Source organism: Curvibacter sp. GW821-FHT01G03 (genome assembly GCF_059422285.1).
In genome coordinates, this window is the sequence record NZ_JBWKWP010000001.1 from 226,611 (window position 1) to 246,126 (window position 19,516).

Annotated in this window: 17 protein-coding genes; 11 read left to right on the top strand and 6 right to left on the bottom strand. The window is 63.9% G+C overall.

What is annotated here, in order from left to right; all coding sequences use genetic code 11:
* Window positions 1-117: 117 nt before the first annotated feature.
* Window positions 118-1,392, bottom strand: coding sequence for a glutamyl-tRNA reductase (hemA, locus tag AC07VS_RS01075; protein WP_492347246.1), 1,275 nt, complete (start codon window positions 1,390-1,392; stop codon window positions 118-120).
* Between the two features lie 120 nt (window positions 1,393-1,512).
* Here hemA and AC07VS_RS01080 point away from each other — a divergent pair, with 120 nt between their 5' ends.
* On the top strand, window positions 1,513-1,791 hold the full coding sequence (locus AC07VS_RS01080; protein WP_492347245.1) for a hypothetical protein: 279 nt from the start codon (window positions 1,513-1,515) through the stop codon (window positions 1,789-1,791).
* 68 nt (window positions 1,792-1,859) lie between these two features.
* On the opposite strand, the gene ugpQ is transcribed toward AC07VS_RS01080, so the two are convergent.
* From ugpQ to ugpB, 5 genes are all read right to left on the bottom strand, one after another.
* Window positions 1,860-2,609: a glycerophosphodiester phosphodiesterase gene (gene ugpQ, locus AC07VS_RS01085; RefSeq protein WP_492347244.1), complete on the bottom strand. Its 750-nt coding sequence runs from the start codon at window positions 2,607-2,609 to the stop codon at window positions 1,860-1,862.
* A gap of 25 nt (window positions 2,610-2,634) precedes the next feature.
* A complete protein-coding gene (gene ugpC / locus AC07VS_RS01090; RefSeq protein WP_492347243.1) occupies window positions 2,635-3,651 on the bottom strand; it encodes a sn-glycerol-3-phosphate ABC transporter ATP-binding protein UgpC in 1,017 nt (338 codons plus the stop codon).
* A gap of 12 nt (window positions 3,652-3,663) precedes the next feature.
* Window positions 3,664-4,512 carry a sn-glycerol-3-phosphate ABC transporter permease UgpE gene (gene ugpE, locus AC07VS_RS01095; RefSeq protein ID WP_492347242.1) on the bottom strand — a complete coding sequence of 283 codons (849 nt, stop codon included), beginning with the start codon at window positions 4,510-4,512 and terminating at the stop codon, window positions 3,664-3,666.
* Window positions 4,513-4,560: 48 nt separating this feature from the next.
* Window positions 4,561-5,442, bottom strand: a complete 882-nt coding sequence (gene ugpA / locus AC07VS_RS01100) for a sn-glycerol-3-phosphate ABC transporter permease UgpA (RefSeq protein ID WP_492347241.1) — start codon at window positions 5,440-5,442, stop codon at window positions 4,561-4,563.
* Between the two features lie 147 nt (window positions 5,443-5,589).
* A complete protein-coding gene (gene ugpB, locus AC07VS_RS01105; protein WP_494749978.1) occupies window positions 5,590-6,897 on the bottom strand; it encodes a sn-glycerol-3-phosphate ABC transporter substrate-binding protein UgpB in 1,308 nt (435 codons plus the stop codon).
* Between the two features lie 440 nt (window positions 6,898-7,337).
* Here ugpB and AC07VS_RS01110 point away from each other — a divergent pair, with 440 nt between their 5' ends.
* From AC07VS_RS01110 to AC07VS_RS01155, 10 genes are all read left to right on the top strand, one after another.
* Entirely contained in the window at window positions 7,338-11,222 is a 3,885-nt protein-coding gene (locus AC07VS_RS01110) for a DUF3683 domain-containing protein (protein ID WP_494749979.1), read from the top strand.
* 31 nt (window positions 11,223-11,253) lie between these two features.
* The gene (locus tag AC07VS_RS01115; protein ID WP_492347238.1) at window positions 11,254-12,240 is read left to right on the top strand and encodes a Bug family tripartite tricarboxylate transporter substrate binding protein; all 987 of its coding nucleotides are present in this window, start codon (window positions 11,254-11,256) and stop codon (window positions 12,238-12,240) included.
* A 160-nt stretch (window positions 12,241-12,400) separates the two neighbouring features.
* Complete coding sequence (locus tag AC07VS_RS01120) at window positions 12,401-12,814, top strand: gamma-butyrobetaine hydroxylase family protein (protein WP_492347237.1); 414 nt, start codon at window positions 12,401-12,403, stop codon at window positions 12,812-12,814.
* Between the two features lie 82 nt (window positions 12,815-12,896).
* Window positions 12,897-13,628 (top strand): bifunctional demethylmenaquinone methyltransferase/2-methoxy-6-polyprenyl-1,4-benzoquinol methylase UbiE, encoded by a 732-nt coding sequence (gene ubiE / locus AC07VS_RS01125; RefSeq protein WP_492347236.1) that lies wholly within the window; start codon window positions 12,897-12,899, stop codon window positions 13,626-13,628.
* Window positions 13,629-13,689: 61 nt separating this feature from the next.
* Entirely contained in the window at window positions 13,690-14,697 is a 1,008-nt protein-coding gene (locus AC07VS_RS01130; protein WP_494749980.1) for a Tim44 domain-containing protein, read from the top strand.
* Window positions 14,698-14,785: 88 nt separating this feature from the next.
* Entirely contained in the window at window positions 14,786-15,340 is a 555-nt protein-coding gene (locus AC07VS_RS01135; protein WP_492347234.1) for a hypothetical protein, read from the top strand.
* Entirely contained in the window at window positions 15,337-16,902 is a 1,566-nt protein-coding gene (gene ubiB, locus AC07VS_RS01140) for a ubiquinone biosynthesis regulatory protein kinase UbiB (RefSeq protein ID WP_494749981.1), read from the top strand. Before AC07VS_RS01135 ends, ubiB begins: the two co-directional genes overlap by 4 nt.
* A 47-nt stretch (window positions 16,903-16,949) precedes the next feature.
* Window positions 16,950-18,404, top strand: a complete 1,455-nt coding sequence (locus AC07VS_RS01145; RefSeq protein ID WP_492347232.1) for a high affinity choline transporter 1 — start codon at window positions 16,950-16,952, stop codon at window positions 18,402-18,404.
* 98 nt (window positions 18,405-18,502) lie between these two features.
* On the top strand, window positions 18,503-18,865 hold the full coding sequence (locus tag AC07VS_RS01150) for an FmdB family zinc ribbon protein (RefSeq protein WP_494749982.1): 363 nt from the start codon (window positions 18,503-18,505) through the stop codon (window positions 18,863-18,865).
* 11 nt (window positions 18,866-18,876) lie between these two features.
* A complete protein-coding gene (locus AC07VS_RS01155) occupies window positions 18,877-19,503 on the top strand; it encodes a DUF502 domain-containing protein (protein WP_027478325.1) in 627 nt (208 codons plus the stop codon).
* The last annotated feature ends 13 nt before the right edge of the window (window positions 19,504-19,516 follow it).

The window sequence follows — 19,516 nt, forward strand, 5'->3', positions numbered from 1 at the left end:
GGCACTTTGCAGGGCCGCTGGCTGTTGCATCAGAAGCGGCAGGCTGGAGAAGGCTTGCGCCCGAGCAGGCGCAAGAGCAAGCAGGTCGGGCCACAGGGCCGCGCCACACCTGCGCCGCTAACGGTCTTTGCGCAGGAAGAAATGCTGGATGGCCTGGCTGGCGCGTTCACGCGACGGGCCATCGCCGGTGTGCAACTCGGCCATCGCGCCGTGCAGCATTTTCTGGGTCAGGCCCTTGGCCATGGCTTGCAGCACGGCCTCGACATCTTCGCCGCGCGCCAGCAGCTTGCGGGCACGTGCCAGTTCGGCTTCACGCCAGGCTTCGGCCTGGCTGTTGAGCTGCCGGATCAAGGGCACGGTACCGCGCTGGTCCATCCAGTGCAGAAAACTCTGCACGCCGGCGTCGATGATGGCTTCGGCTTGGGCCACGGCAGCCTGCCGGTTGGCCTGGCCGGTCTGCACCACGGTGGCCAGATCGTCCACGGTGTAGAGGTAGACGTCTTCGAGGGCCTTGACTTCGGGCTCGATGTCGCGGGGCACTGCCAGGTCAACCATGAACATGGGGCGGTGGCGCCGTTGCTTGAGGGCGCGCTCCACGGCACCGAGACCAATCAGGGGCAGGGTGCTGGCCGTGCAACTGATCACGGCATCAAATTCGTGCAACCGGGTGGGCAGGTCGGCCAGTCGCATCACCTCGCCCCCAAACCGTCCGGCCAGCTTTTCGCCGCGCTCCAGGGTGCGGTTGGCAATGGCAATGGCCTTGGGGTTGCGGGCCGCGAAGTGGGTGGCCGCCAGTTCGATCATTTCGCCCGCGCCCACAAACAGGATGCGGATCTTGCTCAGGTCTTCGAACAGCTGACCGGCCAGGCGCACGGCAGCTGCGGCCATGCTGATGGAGTGGGCGCCGATCTCGGTCGAGCTGCGCACCTCTTTGGCCACGGCAAAACTGCGCTGGAACAGCTGATTCAGCGTCGTGCCCAGTGCACCAGCGCTTTCGGCGGCACGCACAGCGTCTTTCATCTGCCCCAGGATCTGGGCCTCGCCCAGCACCATCGAGTCCAGCCCGCTGGCGACGCGGAAGGCGTGGCGCGCCACTTCGTCGTGTTGCAACAGGTAGGCATGTGAGCGCAGCACCGACGGGGTCACCCCGCCGGTCTGGGCCAGCCAGCCCAGAGTGTGGTCCAGTGCCTGCTGGTCGCCTGCGCAGTAAATCTCGGTGCGGTTGCAGGTGGAGATGATGGCGGCTTCGACGTCCGGGTGGCGCTGGTTGCCAAAGGATTCCCGCAGGCCATGCAGCGTGGGAGCCATTTGATCGACGGCAAAGGCAAAGCGACCGCGCAGATCGAGCGGTGCCGTCGTGTGGTTGATGCCCAAAGCCCAGACTGCTGCCATCGGATGATTATAAAATTGATCGAGGTCGAGGCGGGCGCGCTATCTTTGCCCTTTCCTATGGCCGCCATTGTCCCGCATGGTCTTGAATGACCCGGGTCAGGGCCTCAGAACCTGATCAACATGGGCCCTATCGAGTTGCTTTTTCACCTGGCCAACTTTGTTGCACCGGCACTTTGCGTGTCGGTGTTGCTCACTTTGGTGAGTCCGATTTTGGGCGGCGAAAGCCCCTTTCGCCTTGCCTGGCATTGGAAGCTTGCTATCAATTTTGCTGTCGGGGTGCTAGCGTTGATGCTGGCCGTGCTGATTTTGGGGCGCGATGGCAAGGTGGCGGGCTATGGCCTGCTGGTGCTGTCCGTGACCACCAGTCAGTGGTTTTTGCAGGGCGCCTGGCGCCGCTGAGGAAAACGGGTTTTCTTGATATCGGTCAATTGAGGTCCAGAGACCGGGGCGGGCCGACTGGTTTGGCCTCAGCCCTGCGGGCTGAACAGGTCCACCCGGTCGGTGATGATGCCGTCGGTACCCAGTTCGATCAGCCGTTGTGCGGCCCATTCGTCGTTCACGGTGTAGCTCAGCGTTCGAAGGCCGGCAGCCTGGGCCTTGGCCACGGTGTCGGCATCCCACAGCGCGTGATTCAGGACCACGGCCACACAGCCCAGTTCTACAGCCTTCTCCAGCCAGCCGCGAAAGAGCGTGTCGGCCAGCAGTCCGCGGGGCAGGTGCGGGGCGGTGGCGGCAGCGCCTTCCAAGGCCTCGATCTTGAACGAGGTCAACAGCGGCGGCTCCGAAGCCGAGGCCCACAGGTGCGAGGCATAGGCGGCCACGATTTCGCCGGTGGCGCGCTCGGTGTCGGGGGTGGGCTTGATCTCGATGTTCAGAAAGTAGCCGTTGTGCAGGCAGTAACGTGCCACATTTTCGAAGCTCGGGATGACCTCGCCCGCATAAGTGCGCGAATGCCAGCTGCCGGCATCCAGTTGGGCCAGTTCGCCGTAACTCAGGTCACCGGCGATGCCGCGGCTGTTGGTGGTGCGCTGCAAGGAGGCGTCGTGCAGCAGAAACGGCACGCCGTCGGCGCTCAGCTTCACGTCGCATTCGAACATGGTGTAGCCGAAGCTTGCACCGTGCCGGAACGCAGCCAGGGTGTTTTCGGGGGCCAGCTTGCCGGCGCCACGGTGGGCAATCCAGCGGGGGTAGGGCCAGTGGGGAAGGCTGGGGTTCATGGCAAGGCGAAGGCAGAAGTCTGGGTCAGAGACGCTTGCTGGTGGCGGCGTCGAAATGGTGGATGCGGTCTTCACGGGGCGCCACGTGGATCAAGCTGCCAGGTGCAGGCACCTGGGCGCTTTCCTCGATGCGCACGATCAGTTGCTCCTGGGCCGAACCTTGGCCCAGCCGGCCGTAGATCAGCCGTTCGGCACCCAGCAGCTCGGTGGTTTCCACCGTCACGGCCCAGCCTGTGCTCGTCACGTCCAGGTGCTCGGGGCGGATGCCCGTGATCACGCCTTCGCGGGTCCCGGGGGCGTGTTTCAGCAGGTTCATGGAGGGGGATCCGATGAAACTGGCCACAAACGTGGAGGCCGGGCGGTGGTACATCTCTTCGGGCGTGCCGAACTGTTCCATCACGCCGGCGTTCATCACGATCATGCGTTGCGCCAGCGTCATGGCCTCGACCTGGTCGTGGGTCACGAACAGCGAGGTGATGCCCAGCTCGCGGTGCAGCTTCTGGATTTCAAGGCGGGTCTGGCTGCGCAGCTTGGCGTCCAGGTTGGACAGCGGCTCGTCGAACAGGAACACCTGAGGCTGGCGCACGATGGCCCGGCCCATGGCCACACGCTGGCGCTGGCCGCCCGACAGCTCACGCGGCTTGCGCTGCAGCAGGTGGCCCAACTCCAGGATGGTGGCCGCCTTGTCCACGCGCTGCTTGATCTCCGCCGTGGGGACCTTGGCGATCTTGAGGCCATAGGCCATGTTGTCGAACACGCTCATGTGCGGGTACAGCGCGTAGTTCTGGAACACCATGGCGATGTCGCGCTCGGCAGGTTCGAGCTGGTTGACCACCCGGGGGCCGATGGCGATCTCGCCGCCGCTGATTTCCTCGAGACCGGCCACCATGCGCAGCAGGGTGGATTTGCCGCAGCCCGAGGGCCCGACGATGACGATGAACTCGCCGTCGGCAATCTCGGCGTTCACGCCGTGGATCACCTGGTTGGCCTTGGGGCCCTGGCCATAGCGTTTGACGACGTTGCGAAGGGAAATGGAAGCCATCGTGTTGCTCTCTTATTTCTCGGTATCAACCAGGCCCTTGACGAACCATTTCTGCATCAGAACCACCACCACGGCGGGGGGGAGCATGGCCAGCACGGCCGTGGCCATGACCACGTTCCAGTCCACGGGCGATTCACCCGCGCCGATCATCTGCTTGATGCCGACCACCACCGGGTACATGTCTTCACTGGTGGCTGCGATCAGGGGCCACAGGTACTGGTTCCAGCCATAGATGAACTGGATCACGAACAGGGCGGCAATGCTGGTGGCCGACAGGGGCACCAGGATGTCCTTGAAGAAGCGCATCGGCCCCGCGCCATCGATGCGGGCCGCCTCGACCAGTTCGTCGGGCACCGTCAGGAAGAACTGCCGGAACAGAAAAGTGGCGGTGGCCGAGGCAATCAGGGGCACCGACATGCCGGCGTAGGTGTTGATCATGCCCAGATCGGCCACCACCTGGTAGGTGGGGCCGATGCGCACTTCCACCGGCAGCATCAGCGTGATGAAGATCAACCAGAAGCACAGGTTGCGCAGCGGGAAGCGGAAATACACCACCGCAAAGGCCGACAGCAGCGAGATGCTGATCTTGCCCACGGTGATGATCATGGTCACCACCAAGCTCACCCACATCATGCGGGCCACCGGGGGCGTGGAACTGATGCGGCCCGAGCCACGCAGTGCCGCCTCGTAGCTGGCCCAGAAGTTGTGCCCCGGCCACAGCGGCATGGGGGCTTGCATGATCTCGGGTGCGGTGTGGGTGGAGGCCACAAAAGCCAGGTAGATCGGAAAGGCGACGATCAACACGCCGACGATCATGACCAGATGGGCCAGCACGTTCAGGGCGGGATTGCGTTCAACCATGACGGCGGCCTCCGGGCTGGGCGAAAAGGGAAGGGCGGGCGGGCTTCATCAGTACTGCACCTTCTTTTCGACATAGCGGAACTGCACGATGGTCAGGGCCACCACGATCACCATCAGCACCACCGACTGGGCGGCCGAGCCGCCGAAGTCCATGCCGCGGAAGCCGTCGAAATACACCCGGTAGACCAAGGTTGAGGTGGCCTTGCCCGGCCCGCCCTGGGTGGTGGCGTCGATGATGGCGAAGGTGTCGAAGAAGGCGTAGACCATGTTGATCACGCCGAGGAAAAAGGTGGTGGGCGACAACAGCGGGAACTGGATGCTCCAGAAACGACGCCAGGGGCCTGCGCCATCGATGGCCGCAGCCTCGATCAGCGACTTGGGAATGGCGCTGAGCCCGGCCAGGAAGAACAGGAAGTTGTACGAAATCTGCTTCCACACCGAGGCCATCACCACCAGCGCCATGGCATGCTGGTCGTTGAGCAGGTGGTTCCATTCAAAACCGATCTGGCGCAGGCCATAGCTGACCACCCCGATCGAGGTCGAAAACATGAAAGACCACAGCAGGCCTGACACCACCGGCGCCACGGCATACGGAAGAATCAGCACCGTCTTGTAGAACGTGGCCCCCCGCGTGATGCGATCGGCAAACACCGCCAGCAGCAAGGCCAGGCTCAGGCCCAGCACGGTCACCAGCGCTGAGAAGATCAGCGTGGTCTCGAACGATTCCACATAGGTGGCATCCGCCCACAATGTGCGGAAGTTGTCCAGCCCGACCCAGGTCACGGTGGTGCCAAAGGCATCCTGTTGCTGCAGCGACTGGATCAAGGCCTGGCCTGCGGGCCAGAAGAAGAAGACGCCGACGATGATCAGCTGGGGTGCCAGCAAGGCCCAAGGCAGCCAGCCGGACCTGAATAAAACTCGTTTTTCCATGGAGGGTGCCCTGGTGAGTCAAACAGCCCGTCCGCTGGTGGCGGGCGGGCTGTCAAGGGGCGTGCAGCGCCCCTTTGGGCGCATGCACGTTTGTGAAGGGCAGGCAGCATAACGCAGCCTGACGGGCCTTCTTGTCGCCTGAGCGGCTTATTTGTTGGCGGCCTGGAACTTCACCAGCAGCTCGTTGCCGCGTGTCACGGCCGTGTCCAGGGCTTCCTTGGCTGTCTTCTTGCCGGTCCAGATCTGTTCGGTTTCCTCGTCCAGGATGGCGCGGATCTGCACAAAATTGCCCAGGCGCACGCCACGCGACTTGTCGGTGGTCTTGCGGATCATCTGGTTCACGGCCACGTCGGTGCCCGGGTTCTTCTTGTAGAAACCCGACTTCTCGGTCAGCTCGAAAGCGGCGGTGGTGATGGGCAGGTAGCCGGTGCGCTGGTGGCTGGCGGCCTGAACCTCCGGCTTGGACAGGAAGTTGAAGAACGAGGCCACGCCCTTGTAATGGGCCGCCGGCTTGCCTGCCAGCACCCACAGGCTGGCGCCGCCCACGATGGTGTTCTGCGGTGCGCCCGGCACATCGGGGTAGTAGGGCAGGGTGGATTCGGCAAACTTGAACTTGGAGTCGCGCTGGATGCTGGCGTAGCTGCCCGACGAACCCACGAACATCGCGCATTCACCCGAGGTGAACGAGGTGATCGCCTTGCTGGCGCGCCCCTTGTAGACGAACAGGCCTTGCTTGGCCATGTTGCCCAGGTTCTCGAAGTGGCGCACATGCAGGGGCGAGTTGAACTCCAGGCGGGCGTCCAGACCGCCAAAGCCATTGCCCTTGCTGGCATAGCTGGTGTTGTGCCAGGTGGAGAAGCTTTCCAGTTGGGCCCAGGTCATCCACGAAGTGGTGAAGGGGCACTTGCTGCCGCTGGCCTTGAGCTTGGCGGCGACCGAGACCACATCGGGCCAGGTCACCGGGGCTTTTTCGGGGTCCAGGCCGGCCGCCTTGAAAGCGTCCTTGTTGTAATAGAACACGGTGGTCGAGCTGTTGAAGGGCAGCGACATCATCTGGCCATTGGGGGCCGTGTAATAGCCGGCCACCGCTGGGATGTAGGCCTTGGGGTCGAACTTGACGCCGCCTTCCTTCATCACTTCGGCCACGGGCTTCACGGCACCCTTGGCGTACATCATGGTGGCTGTTCCCACTTCGAACACCTGCAGGATGTCGGGGGCATTGCCGGCGCGGAAGGCGGCGATGCCTGCGGCCATCGATTGGTCGTACTCGCCCTTGTAGGTGGGCACCACCTTGTATTCGCTCTGGCTCTCGTTGAACTGCTTGGCCAGGTCATTGACCCAGTCGTTGAGGGCGCCATCCATCGAGTGCCACCACTGAATCTCGGTCTGGGCCTGGGCGGGTGCACCGATCACGGTGGCCAGCGCGGCCACGAGGGCCAGGTTGCGGAATTTCATGCAATCTCCTGCGGGGGGTACGAAAAGCGCGGATGCTAGTCGCAAGGTGTGACAAAAGGAAGTCGGTTTTGTCATACGTGTTGCAATCACTCCATCCGGAGATTCCCTGGGCCCCCTGCCGCAGATAACCCTGAAACTCGTCAAGGATTGGGTGGATGCGTTAAATTGTGCATTGCAACAGTTTCGATTCAGGCCCTGCCTGACCCTGATGCCCGCCATGACCTCACTGCTCACGCTCTTGTCCGATCTGCCTCAACAGCCCGCCCGGGTGCTGGCGTCGGTGCGTGCGTCCTCCTGGCGATCCCGGCGCTGGCTTTGACGCCCTGGCCGGGTTGGCGGCGGGCTTTCCTGCCTTCCATCCGAGCCCTTCTTCCCGGTACCGTAAAATCCGGGCCCCAAGGTCCATGGGCATGTCCATGCCCACCCCCCAGGTTTACTCCATGAATGCACCCACCGCGTTGGCCGCCATCTTGTCGCAGGCCGCAGAGCCTGCCCGACTTCGCGAAATTCCGTACAACTACACCTCGTTTTCCGACCGGGAAATCGTCATCCGCCTGCTGGGCTCGCGGGCCTGGGAGCTGCTGAGCCAGTTGCGCGGTGAGCGCCAGACCGGCCGTTCTGCCCGCATGTTGTACGAAGTGCTGGGCGACATCTGGGTGGTGCAGCGCAACCCCTACCTGCAGGATGACCTGCTGGACAACCCCAAGCGCCGTGGCCTGCTGGTGGAGGCCTTGCGCCACCGCCTGGGCGAGATCGAGCGCCGGCGGACCCCGGGCGACGACGCTGCCCGTGATGCGCTGGTGGGCGAGGTGCTGGGCATGGCTGAACAGGCCGTCAAGACCTTCGATGCCACCTTTCAAGAGGCCGCCACCCTGCGCGCCCAGGTCAGCAAGCGCCTGCGCAAGGTCACGGCCAAAGACAACATCAAGTTCGACGGCCTGTCGCGTGTGGCCCACGTCACTGACGCTACCGACTGGCGGGTGGAATATCCCTTCGTGGTGCTGACCCCGGATTCCGAGGCCGAGATGGCGGCCCTGGTGCGTGCCTGCATCGAGCTGGGGCTGACCATCATCCCGCGTGGCGGTGGCACCGGTTACACCGGTGGCGCCATCCCGCTGACCTGGAAGAGCGTGGTCATCAACACCGAAAAGCTCGAAGCCATGACCGAGGTCGAGAAGGTGCAGCTGCCCGGCATTGCCGAGTCGGTGGCCACCATCTGGACCGAAGCCGGTGTGGTCACGCAACGCGTGGCCGACGCCGCCGAGCGAGGTGGTTTTGTCTTTGCGGTCGACCCGACCTCGGCTGAAGCCTCGTGCATCGGCGGCAACATCGCCATGAATGCAGGCGGCAAGAAGGCCGTGCTGTGGGGCACCGCCCTGGACAACCTGGCCAGCTGGCGCATGGTCACCCCCGATGCCCAGTGGCTGGAGGTGACGCGACTGGACCACAACCTGGGCAAGATCCACGACGCCGAGGTGGCGACCTTCGAGCTGAAGTATTTCGAAGCCGACGGCAAGACTCCGGTGCGCACCGAGCGCCTGGTGATCCCGGGCAAGACCTTCCGCAAGGAGGGCCTGGGCAAGGACGTGACCGACAAGTTCCTGGCCGGCCTGCCGGGCATCCAGAAAGAAGGCTGTGATGGCCTGATCACCAGCGCGCGCTGGGTGGTGCACCGCATGCCTGAACACACCCGCACGGTGTGCCTTGAGTTTTTCGGCAATGCCAAGGATGCGGTGCCCAGCATCGTCGAGATCAAGGACTTCATGTTCGCCGAGCAAAAGCGCAGCGGCGTGTTGCTGGCCGGCTTGGAGCACCTGGATGACCGCTACCTGAAGGCGGTGGGGTATGCCACCAAGAGCAAGAAGGGCAACGGCGGCCTGCCCAAGATGGTGCTGATCGGCGACATCGCGGGCGACAACGCCGACGACGTGGCCCGCATCACCTCCGAAGTGGTGCGCATCGCCAACTCGCGCCATGGCGAGGGCTTCATCGCCATCAGCGCCGAGGCGCGCAAGAAGTTCTGGGCTGACCGCAAGAAGACGGCTGCCATCAGCCGTCACACCAACGCCTTCAAGATCAATGAAGACGTGGTGATCCCGCTGCCGCGCATGGCCGAATACACCGACGGCATTGAGCGCATCAACATCGAACTGTCGCTGCGCAACAAGCTCAAGCTGTGCCACGAGTTGGAGGCCTTCTTCAAGCAAGGCAAGCTGCCCCTGGGCAAGGCCGACGACGCCAGCGAGATGCCCTCGCCCGAACTGCTCGAACAGCGCGTGGCCCAGGCCATCGCGGTGCTGCAGGAAACCCGTGACCTGTGGGCGGGCTGGCTCAATGACGTCGACACCCTGTTCCCGCAATTGCAGGATCACAGCCTGCGTGCCAGCTGGAAGGCGCAGATCCGCAGCCCGCTGCAGGGCATCTTCACTGGCGCGGCGTTCAAGCCCATCCTGGACGAAGTCAACACCCTCCACCAGAGCGTGCTCAAGGGCCGTGTCTGGGTGGCGTTGCACATGCACGCCGGTGATGGCAACGTGCACACCAACATCCCGGTCAACAGTGACAACTACGAGATGCTGCAGACCGCCCACGAGGCCGTGGCCCGCATCATGGTGCTGGCCCGCAGCCTCGATGGGGTGATCTCGGGTGAGCACGGCATCGGCATCACCAAGCTCGAATTCCTCAGCGATGCCGAGCTGCGTCCGTTCACCGAGTACAAGCAGAAGGTCGACCCCGAAGGCCGGTTCAACAAGGGCAAGCTTCTGCGTGCCCCGGCCGGCACGCTCGAAACCCTGCACGCCGACCTGACCAATGCCTACACGCCGAGCTTCGGCCTGATGGGCCATGAATCGCTGATCATGCAGCAAAGCGACATCGGCGCCATCGCCGATTCGGTCAAGGACTGCCTGCGTTGCGGCAAGTGCAAGCCGGTGTGCGCCACCCACGTGCCGCGTGCCAACCTGCTGTACAGCCCACGCAACAAGATCCTGGCCACTTCGCTGCTGGTCGAAGCCTTTCTGTACGAGGAACAGACCCGCCGGGGGGTGTCGATCAAGCACTGGCAGGAGTTCGAAGATGTGGCCGACCACTGCACGGTGTGCCACAAGTGCCTCAGCCCGTGCCCGGTGAAGATCGACTTTGGCGACGTCACCATGAACATGCGCAACCTGCTGCGCAAGATGGGGCAGAAGAGCTTCCGCCCGGGCAATGCCGCGGCCATGTTCATGCTCAACGCCACCAACCCCGAAACCATCAAGCTGGCCCGCTCGGCCATGGTGGGCGTGGGCATGAAGGCGCAGCGGGTGGCCAACGATCTGCTGAAAGGCTTGGCCCGCAAGCAGACCGGTGCGCCTCCGGCCACGGTGGGGGCGGCTCCGATCAAGGAGCAGATCATCCACTTCATCAACAAGAAGATGCCGGGCAACCTGCCCAAGAAGACGGCGCGCGCCCTGCTCGACATCGAGGACAAGGACTACGTGCCCATCATCCGCAATCCGCAGGCCACCACCGCGGACAGCGAGGCCGTGTTCTATTTCCCGGGCTGTGGATCGGAGCGCTTGTTCAGCCAGGTGGGTCTGGCCACCCAGGCCATGCTGTGGCACGCCGGGGTGCAGACCGTGCTGCCGCCGGGCTACCTGTGCTGTGGCTACCCGCAGCGCGGCAGCGGCCAGTTCGACAAGGCGGAAAAGATCATCACCGACAACCGGGTGCTGTTCCACCGCATGGCCAACACGCTCAACTACCTCGACATCAAGACCGTGGTGGTGAGCTGCGGCACCTGCTACGACCAGTTGCAGGGCTATGAGTTCGAGAAGATCTTCCCGGGCTGCCGCATCATCGACATCCACGAGTACCTGCTCGAAAAGGGCATCACGCTCGACACCTCGGGCGGCGGTGTGGGCTATCTGTACCACGACCCCTGCCACACCCCCATGAAGCTGCAGGACCCGATGAAGACCGTCAAGGCCCTGATCGGTGACAAGGTGCTCAAGAGCGAGCGTTGCTGCGGCGAGTCGGGCACCCTGGGCGTGACCCGCCCCGACATCTCCACCCAGGTGCGCTTCCGCAAGGAAGAGGAAATCCGAAAGGGTGAGGCCGCCTTGCGTGCCTCGGGCGCCGTCGGGCCGAAAGACAATGTCAAGATCCTCACCAGCTGCCCGAGCTGCCTGCAAGGCCTGACCCGCTACGGCGATGACTTGAACACCGGCCTGCTGGAGGCCGACTACATCGTGATCGAGATGGCTCAGCAGATCCTGGGCGCCGACTGGCTGCCGCAGTACGTGTCCGCTGCCAATGCCGGCGGCATCGAGCGCGTGCTGGTCTGATTTCGTCGTCAACTTTGTTGTGGAGCATGTCATGTCGATTGTTCGTCGAGCCCTGATGGTCAACACCCTGCGCGGCCTGGTGGCCGCCGCAGCCCTCACGGCCGCCGGCCTGGTCGGGGCGCAGACTGCCAAACCCATCCGTCTGTTGGTGGGTTTTCCGGCCGGCGGGGGTACCGATGTGATCGCCCGTACCCTGGCCGACAGGCTCAAGGACGAGCTCGGTGTACCGGTGGTGGTGGACAACCGCCCCGGTGCGGGGGGGCAGGTGGCGGCACAGGCCCTCAAGGCCTCGGCCCCGGACGGCAGCACCTATTTCCTGAGCCATGACCACACCATCTCCATCCTGCCGCTGGTGGTGAAGAACCCCGGCTTCGACCCGGCGCACGATTTCGTGGCTGTGGGCGGCTTGGCCACTTTTGTGAATGCCTTTGCGGTGTCGAGCGGCACGCCAGCCAAGTCGTTCAAGGACTACGTGGCGGCGGTGCATGCGGCGGGCGGCAAGGGCAACGTCGGGGTGCCGGCACCGGCCTCGGTGCCGGAATTCCTGGTCAAGGTGATTGGCGAGAAGAACAAGCTGGACCTGGTCTCGGTGCCCTACCGTGGCAGTGCGCCCATGTTGGCCGACATGCTGGGCAATCAGATCGGTGCAGGTGTGGCCTCAGTGCCAGATTTCATCGAGAACCACCGTGCCGGCAAGCTGCGCGTGGTGGCCGTGCTGGGTGACAAGCGTCAGGCGGCCCTGCCGGATGTGCCCAGCTTTGCCGAGCTGGGCTTGGCCGGCTTTGAGGATGTGCCCTACTACGGCATCTTCGCTGTCGCTGGCACGCCCAAGGCCTCGCTGGACCAGTTTTCTGCCGCACTCGCCAAGGTGCTGGCCCAGGCGGATGTGCATGAGCGCCTGACGGCCATGGGCCTGAGCGTGGGCTACTCGACCGGGGCTCAACTGGCTGCCCGCGAGCGCAGTTATGCCCAGACCTGGGCGCGCATCATCAAATCCAGCGGGTTCCAGCCTCAGTGAGTGGGTTGACTTGAGGGGCCGCCTTGACGCTGGTCAGGTTCGAGGAGGCCTGGTCTGGCCGATTTGCCCCTTCTTGTCGCAGGCTTCCTGCGGGTGGTGGGACAATGCGGGCTGTGCCGCCCCAGGCGGTTTCACCCTCAAGCAAGGCAGGTAGGTATTCATGGCAGGACTCACGGCTGGCGCCCCAACCCCCACGGCGCTCACGGTGCACGGGCAGTCGCGCGTGCTGGAGGTGGCATTTTCGGACGGTGCCGTGTTTCGCCTGCCTTTTGAATTGATGCGCGTCTATTCGCCCTCGGCCGAAGTGCAGGGCCATGGGCCCGGGCAGGAAACCCTGCAGACCGGCAAACGCGATGTGGGCCTGCTGGGCCTGGAGCCGGTGGGCAACTACGCCGTCAAGCCCTTGTTCACCGATGGTCACGAGAGCGGCATCTTCACTTGGGATTACCTGTATTCGCTGGGCAACCGCCAGGCCGAACTCTGGGCCGAGTACGAGGCCCGCCTGCAAGCCGCTGGCCGCGGCCGCGATGACCCGATGCCCGTCAAGGGCGGTCATGGCTGTTCCAGTCACTGAACCCCTCCGCCCGGACCGGGCCACCCCTGCCGCAAGCGGGGTTGTCGCCGAGGCCCGAGGCACTAACGTATAGCATTCAGCCATGAGCACGACACATTTCGGTTTTCAGTCGGTGGACGAGCAGGAGAAGGCTCGCAAGGTCCGTGGGGTCTTCGACTCGGTCGCGTCACGCTACGACATCATGAACGACCTGATGTCCCTGGGCCTGCACCGGGCCTGGAAGGCCTACACCGTCATGGTGGCCAACCTGCACGAAGGCGATCAGGTGCTCGACATCGCAGGGGGCACCGGTGATCTGGCCATGGCCTTCTCCAAGAAGGTCGGCCGCAGCGGCCGCGTGGTGCACACCGACATCAACGAGGCCATGCTGCGCACCGGCCGCAATCGTCTGCTGGACGCGGGCGTGGTGCTGCCCACCCTGGTATGCGACGCCGAGAAGCTGCCTTTCCCCGACAACCATTTCGATGTGGTCAGCGTGGCCTTCGGTTTGCGCAACATGACCCACAAGGACCAGGCCCTGGCCGAGATGAACCGCGTGCTCAAGCCGCGGGGCAAGTTGTTGGTGCTGGAGTTCTCCAAGGTGGCGGCGCCGTTGGCCAAGCCCTACGACTGGTATTCCTTCAAGATCCTGCCCCGCCTGGGGCAGATGGTGGCCGGCGATGCCGACAGCTACCGCTACCTGGCCGAATCGATCCGCATGCACCCTGGGCAGGAAGAGCTCAAGGCCCTCATGAAGCAGGTTGGCTTTGGTCATGTGGACTACCACAACCTCACCGGCGGGGTGGTGGCCCTGCACGTCGGCATCAAGTGCTGAGGGCGCGCGCCCGAACCGAATGAACGGGGCTTGCCCCACTGTACGAGAAGATGGAGATGACATGAAGAAGCTTTGGTCTGTGGTGCTGGCGCTGGCGCTGGTGATGGCTGGCCAGGAGGCCGAGGCGGCACGCAGGCTGGGGGGCGGCCAATCGATCGGGCGTCAATCCTCGAACGTGACCCAGCGCGCGGCAGCATCGCCTGCACCGGCAACCCCCGCTTCGCCTTCCGTGGCACCCGCCGGCGCCCCTTCTTCGGTTGCGAAACCAGCACAGGCGGCCGCCCCGGCTGCGGCGCAGGCGCCGCGTCGCCCGTGGGGGGCCATGCTCGGTGGTCTGGCGGCCGGCCTGGGTCTGGCCTGGCTCGCGCACTCGCTTGGTTTTGGTGAAGCCTTTGGTCAGATCCTCATGGTGGCCCTGCTGGCCATGGTGGCCATGGGCGTGATCGGCTGGATCATGCGCAGCCGCCGTGGCGCGGCATCAGCCTCCGGCCCTTACGCCTTCCAGGGGGCGGGCTCACCCGCGGCGGCGCCTGCCCTGCGTCAGTACAGCCCCGATCACGTCGGCAACGATGCCTCTGCCCGGCCCTGGGAGCGTCAGAGCCAGTTCGGCGCTGAGGCTGCGGGCCGCCAATCCGGCGGCGCCTTGATCGGCACTTCGCTGGGGGGCAATCAAAGCTGGGGCATTCCGACCGGTTTTGATACCGAAGGGTTCTTGGGCGCCGCCAAACGCAACTTTGTGTCACTGCAGGCGGCCTGGGATCGTTCCGACATCCCGACCCTGCGCGCCATGATGACCGATGGCATGCTCGACGAGATCCGTGTGCAGCTCAACGAGCGTGAGGCCCATCGCCCGGGGCAGCAGAACAAGACCGACGTGGTCATGATCGAGGCGCAATTGCTGGGCATCGAGGATCTGGGCGAGGGCTACATGGCCAGCGTCGAGTTCTCCGGCATGATCCGCGAGGAACCCTCGGCCGGCCCGAATCCTTTCCGCGAAGTCTGGAACATGACCAAGCCCAAGGATGGCAGTGCAGGCTGGCTGGTGGCTGGCGTGCAGGCTCTGCAGTGAGCCTGAGCCCGCTTTGAGGCTGCCGCCTGCCCAGGCCCGTGCAGGGTCATCGGGCTGGCGACCTACTTTCGGGGAATAATCGCCGGCTATGGCCCAAGCAACCCCTTTCTCCCTGATCGATCAACTGTTTGACCGCGTCACCAGCACATTTCAGCCCCCTGCCTGGCTGGTGAGCGAGTTGCAGCACCGTGGTGTGCTGCTCATCAACCACGTGTTGATGCAAGAACCCGAGGCCATGGCCCGGCTGGCTCGCCAGAAGGGCCGCGTGGCCAGCGTGCAGTGGCGGCTGTTCGACATCAAGCTGCTCATCACCCCGGCGGGGCTGATCGACCTGGCCGAGCCGGGGGCAGCCTCTGATCTGCATCTGGCCGTCACCGAGAGTTCGCCTGCGTCCCTGGTGCAGGCGGTTGTGGCGGGTGAAAAGCCGCCGGTGCGCATCGAAGGCGATGTGCAATTTGCGGCTGAAATCAACTGGATCGTCGATCACGTGCGCTGGGATCTGGAAGAAGACCTGGCCCGTGTGGTGGGCGATGGTCCGGCCCACGCAGCCGTGCAGGCTGTGAAAAACCTGGCCCGCGGCCTCAAGGACTTCGTCACCCGCTTCCCCGCCACCTCCATCGTGCGTGACAAGGACGGGCTATGAGCCGTCTGTTGCGGGGGTGCTACATCCTCTGGGTGGTGCTGCGCTACGGCCTCGATGAGATGGCGCTGACCCATTTCGGGCGGCCCTGGATGATTCGGCTGGCACGCATCATCACCGTTGGCCGCTCGCTCGACGCACCGCGTGGCCAACGCCTGCGCGAGGCGTTGGAGCGACTGGGTCCGATCTTCGTGAAGTTCGGCCAGGTGCTTTCCACCCGGCGCGACCTCTTGCCACCCGACATTGCCGAAGAACTGGCCCATCTGCAGGACCGGGTGCCTCCGTTCAGCTCCGACATTGCTGTTGCCACCATCGAGCGCGCCTTCCGTCGCCCGGTGGATCAGGTGTTTCAGTCTTTTGACCGTGAGCCCGTGGCCAGTGCCTCGATCGCCCAGGTGCATTTCGGTCTGGTCCGTGCGGCCAACGGTCAAGAGCGCGAGGTGGCGATCAAGGTGTTGCGTCCGGGCATGCTGCCTGTGATCGACAAGGATTTGGCGCTGATGCGCATGATGGCCGGTTGGGTCGAAGGCCTCAGCTCGGACGGCAAGCGCCTCAAGCCGCGCGAAGTGGTGGCCGAGTTCGACAAGTACCTGCACGATGAGCTGGATCTGGTGCGCGAGGCCTCCAATGCCGCCCAATTGCGGCGCAACATGACCGGGCTGGATCTGGTGCTGATCCCCGAAGTGTTCTGGGACTTCTGTCACCCCGAGGTGATGGTCATGGAGCGCATGAAGGGCGTGCCCATCAGCCAGCTTGAACGCCTGCGCGAGGCTGGGGTCAACATTCCCCAACTGGCGCGCGATGGCGTCACCATCTTCTTTACCCAGGTGTTCCGTGATGGCTTCTTCCATGCCGACATGCACCCGGGCAACATCCAGGTCAGCCTGGCGCCTGGCACGTTCGGGCGCTACATTTCGCTGGACTTCGGCATCGTCGGCACTCTGACCGAGTACGACAAGGAGTACCTGGCGCAGAACTTCACGGCGTTTTTCCGGCGCGACTACAAGCGGGTGGCCGAGTTGCACATCGAAAGCGGCTGGGTGCCTCCGGAAACCCGGGTGGATGAATTGGAGGCCGCCATCCGCAGTGTGTGCGAGCCCTACTTCGACCGGCCGCTCAAGGAAATTTCGCTGGGCATGGTGCTGATGCGCCTGTTCCAGACCTCACGTCGATTCCAGGTCGAGATCCAGCCCCAGTTGGTGCTGTTGCAGAAGACCCTGCTCAACATCGAGGGCCTGGGGCGACAACTGGACCCCGAACTGGACCTCTGGAGCACTGCCAAGCCCTTCCTGGAGAAGTGGATGCTCGATCAGGTGGGCCCGCAGCGCCTGTTCAAGCAGTTGCGCGACGAGTTTCCGCGCTACGCCAAGCTGTTGCCTGAGCTGCCGCGCTTGCTGGCCGGCTACCTGGAGCAAGGGCCGGCCGGTCACAAAAAGGAACTGGCGCTGTTGCTGGCCGAGCAGCGGCGCACCAACCGCCTGCTGCAGTCCATTGTTTACGGTGGCATGGGATTTGTATTGGGCCTGCTGGTGTTGCAACTGGTGATCAGGATCCGCCTGTTCTGACGCCAGGCCCGATTTCGGGATAATCCGCCGTCTTCCTGGAGGTTTCCGTGCTGCTGACCCTGGTCATCATCTACTTGCTCGTCACGATTGCCATCGGCCTGTGGGCGGCCAAACGGGTGAAAAACACCGCCGATTTCGCGATCGCGGGGCGCCACCTGCCCCTGTTCATGATCGTCACCACCACGTTTGCGACCTGGTTCGGGTCCGAGACGGTGATGGGCATTCCGGCCACCTTCATCAAGGAGGGCTTGCATGGCGTGGTCGAAGACCCGTTTGGCGCCGGGTTCTGCCTGATCCTGGTGGGGTTGTTCTTCTCGGCGCGGCTGTACAAGATGTCGCTGCTCACCATCAGCGACTATTACCGCGAACGGTATGGCCGGGTGGTCGAGATCCTTTGCTCGCTGATCATCCTTCTCAGCTACCTGGGCTGGGTGGCGGCCCAGGTCACGGCCCTGGGGCTGGTCTTCAATGTGTTGTCCGAAGGCGCCATCTCGCAACCGGTCGGCATGTTGATCGGCACGGCCTCCATCCTGGCCTATACCCTGTTCGGTGGCATGTGGTCGGTGGCGGTGACGGATTTCATCCAGATGATCATCCTGGTCTGCGGGTTGCTGATCCTCGCCGTGTTTGCCGGACAGCAGGCGGGTGGGGTGGACAAGGTGCTGGCCTACGCCCAGGAAAAGGACCTGTTCGCCTTCTGGCCGCCCATGCAGTTCAAGGACATCCTGTTTTTCATCGGTGCCGGCATGACCATGATGCTGGGCTCGATCCCGCAGCAGGACGTGTTCCAGCGGGTGATGTCGGCCAAGGACGAGCGGGCTGCCACCCGGGGCCCGGTGATCGGTGGCATCTGCTACATCTTGTTTGCCTTCGTGCCCATGTTCCTGGTCACCAGCGCCTTGATCATCATGCCCGAGACCACGGGGCAACTGTTGTCCACCGGCCGCAAGGTGGACAGCCAGATGATTTTGCCCACCCTGGTGCGCACGCACATGCCTTTTGTGATGCAGGTGCTGTTTTTTGGTGCCTTGCTGTCGGCGATCAAAAGCACTGCCTCGGCCACCTTGCTGGCGCCCTCGGTCACTTTTGTGGAGAACATCTGGCGTCAGTTCTTTCCGCGCCAGAGTGACCGGCAGGAGCTGCGCACCATGCGCATCACCGTGCTGATCTTCAGCGTCTTTGTGTGCACCTATGCCATTCTGTCCAAGGACAAGCCCATCTATGAGATGGTGTCGGGCGCCTACCAGGTCACCTTGGTGGGGGCCATCGTGCCCTTGACGGCCGGGCTGTACTGGAAACGGGCCACCACCCAGGGGGCACTGTTCTCGATCGTGCTCGGCATTTTGTGCTGGCTGCTGTTCATCATGACCCCGGCCGGGGAAGAGGTGCCGGCCCAGTTGGCCGGCTTTGTGGCCGCGCTGGTGGGCATGCTGATTGGTTCGCTGGGGCCGCAGGCCATCCGCAACAGCCATGCTGCGCACCACGCCTTGCCGGGCCTTTGAGACCTGGGAACCCATGCACATCGACCGGGCGCCTCTTGCAGAATGACCGCCCGCCTATAATTGAGGGTTTTGCAACCCCCTTCCAAGCTCAGAAAGCCATGCCAATCTACGCCTACAAATGCGAGTCCTGCGGGCACAGCAAAGACGTCTTGCAAAAAATCTCCGACGCTCCGCTGACGGAATGCCCCGCCTGCCATGCTTCGGCCTTCCGCAAACAGATCACGGCGGCCGGTTTCCAGCTCAAGGGCTCGGGCTGGTATGTGACTGATTTCAGGGGTGGCAACAGCGGCGGAAACGGTGCCAGCGCAGGCACCAGTGCCCCAGCAGCAGCCCCGGCCTCGGGCGCAGAAGCGGGTACTTCCAGCGCGCCGGCCGAGTCATCGTCTGCCAGCACGGCCAAGTCTGACGCTGCCCCCACCGCCTCGGGTGGTTCGTGCGGCGGCGGTTGCGCCTGTCACTGATGGCCTCCCCCATGGCTGCCATGCGCAAATGGTTGTTCGCGGGTCTGTTGGTCATCGTGCCGGTGGCCATCACCATCTGGGTGCTTGACTGGATCATCGGCACCCTGGATCAGACCCTGCTCATCCTGCCCCAGAAATGGCGGCCAGATGAGTTGCTGGGCTTCCACATCCCGGGCTTCGGGGTGGTGCTCACGCTGCTCATCCTGTTGGTGGTGGGCGCCGTTGCCAGCAACTTTCTGGGCCGCAAGCTCGTCAAGCTGGGCGACGCCATCGTGCACCGCATCCCGGTGGTACGTTCGATCTATTCCAGCGTCAAGCAGGTCTCGGACACGCTGTTTTCGGAAAGCGGCAATGCATTCCGCAAGGCCGTTCTGATCCAGTGGCCGCGTGACGGCGTCTGGACCGTGGCGTTCGTCACGGGTACGCCTGGCGGTGATGTGCTCACCTACCTCAAGGACGACTTCCTCAGCGTTTATGTGCCCACCACGCCGAACCCCACGGGGGGGTATTTCGTCATGTTGCGGCGCAGTGACTGCATCGAACTCGACATGAGCGTGGACGAGGCGCTCAAGTACATCGTTTCCATGGGCGTGGTCGCTCCTGCGGGCCCGGCCATCCTCTCTCAATCTTCTCAGTAATGCGCCTGCTGGC

Bases quoted from the DNA above. Each gene is read 5' to 3' on its own strand.
- hemA (WP_492347246.1), bottom strand. From the start codon at position 1,392: ATGGCAGCAGTCTGGGCTTTGGGCATCAACCACACGACGGCACCGCTC.
- AC07VS_RS01080 (WP_492347245.1), top strand. From the start codon at position 1,513: ATGGGCCCTATCGAGTTGCTTTTTCACCTGGCCAACTTTGTTGCACCG.
- ugpQ (WP_492347244.1), bottom strand. From the start codon at position 2,609: ATGAACCCCAGCCTTCCCCACTGGCCCTACCCCCGCTGGATTGCCCAC.
- ugpC (WP_492347243.1), bottom strand. From the start codon at position 3,651: ATGGCTTCCATTTCCCTTCGCAACGTCGTCAAACGCTATGGCCAGGGC.
- ugpE (WP_492347242.1), bottom strand. From the start codon at position 4,512: ATGGTTGAACGCAATCCCGCCCTGAACGTGCTGGCCCATCTGGTCATG.
- ugpA (WP_492347241.1), bottom strand. From the start codon at position 5,442: ATGGAAAAACGAGTTTTATTCAGGTCCGGCTGGCTGCCTTGGGCCTTG.
- ugpB (WP_494749978.1), bottom strand. From the start codon at position 6,897: ATGAAATTCCGCAACCTGGCCCTCGTGGCCGCGCTGGCCACCGTGATC.
- AC07VS_RS01110 (WP_494749979.1), top strand. From the start codon at position 7,338: ATGAATGCACCCACCGCGTTGGCCGCCATCTTGTCGCAGGCCGCAGAG.
- AC07VS_RS01115 (WP_492347238.1), top strand. From the start codon at position 11,254: ATGTCGATTGTTCGTCGAGCCCTGATGGTCAACACCCTGCGCGGCCTG.
- AC07VS_RS01120 (WP_492347237.1), top strand. From the start codon at position 12,401: ATGGCAGGACTCACGGCTGGCGCCCCAACCCCCACGGCGCTCACGGTG.
- ubiE (WP_492347236.1), top strand. From the start codon at position 12,897: ATGAGCACGACACATTTCGGTTTTCAGTCGGTGGACGAGCAGGAGAAG.
- AC07VS_RS01130 (WP_494749980.1), top strand. From the start codon at position 13,690: ATGAAGAAGCTTTGGTCTGTGGTGCTGGCGCTGGCGCTGGTGATGGCT.
- AC07VS_RS01135 (WP_492347234.1), top strand. From the start codon at position 14,786: ATGGCCCAAGCAACCCCTTTCTCCCTGATCGATCAACTGTTTGACCGC.
- ubiB (WP_494749981.1), top strand. From the start codon at position 15,337: ATGAGCCGTCTGTTGCGGGGGTGCTACATCCTCTGGGTGGTGCTGCGC.
- AC07VS_RS01150 (WP_494749982.1), top strand. From the start codon at position 18,503: ATGCCAATCTACGCCTACAAATGCGAGTCCTGCGGGCACAGCAAAGAC.
- AC07VS_RS01155 (WP_027478325.1), top strand. From the start codon at position 18,877: ATGGCTGCCATGCGCAAATGGTTGTTCGCGGGTCTGTTGGTCATCGTG.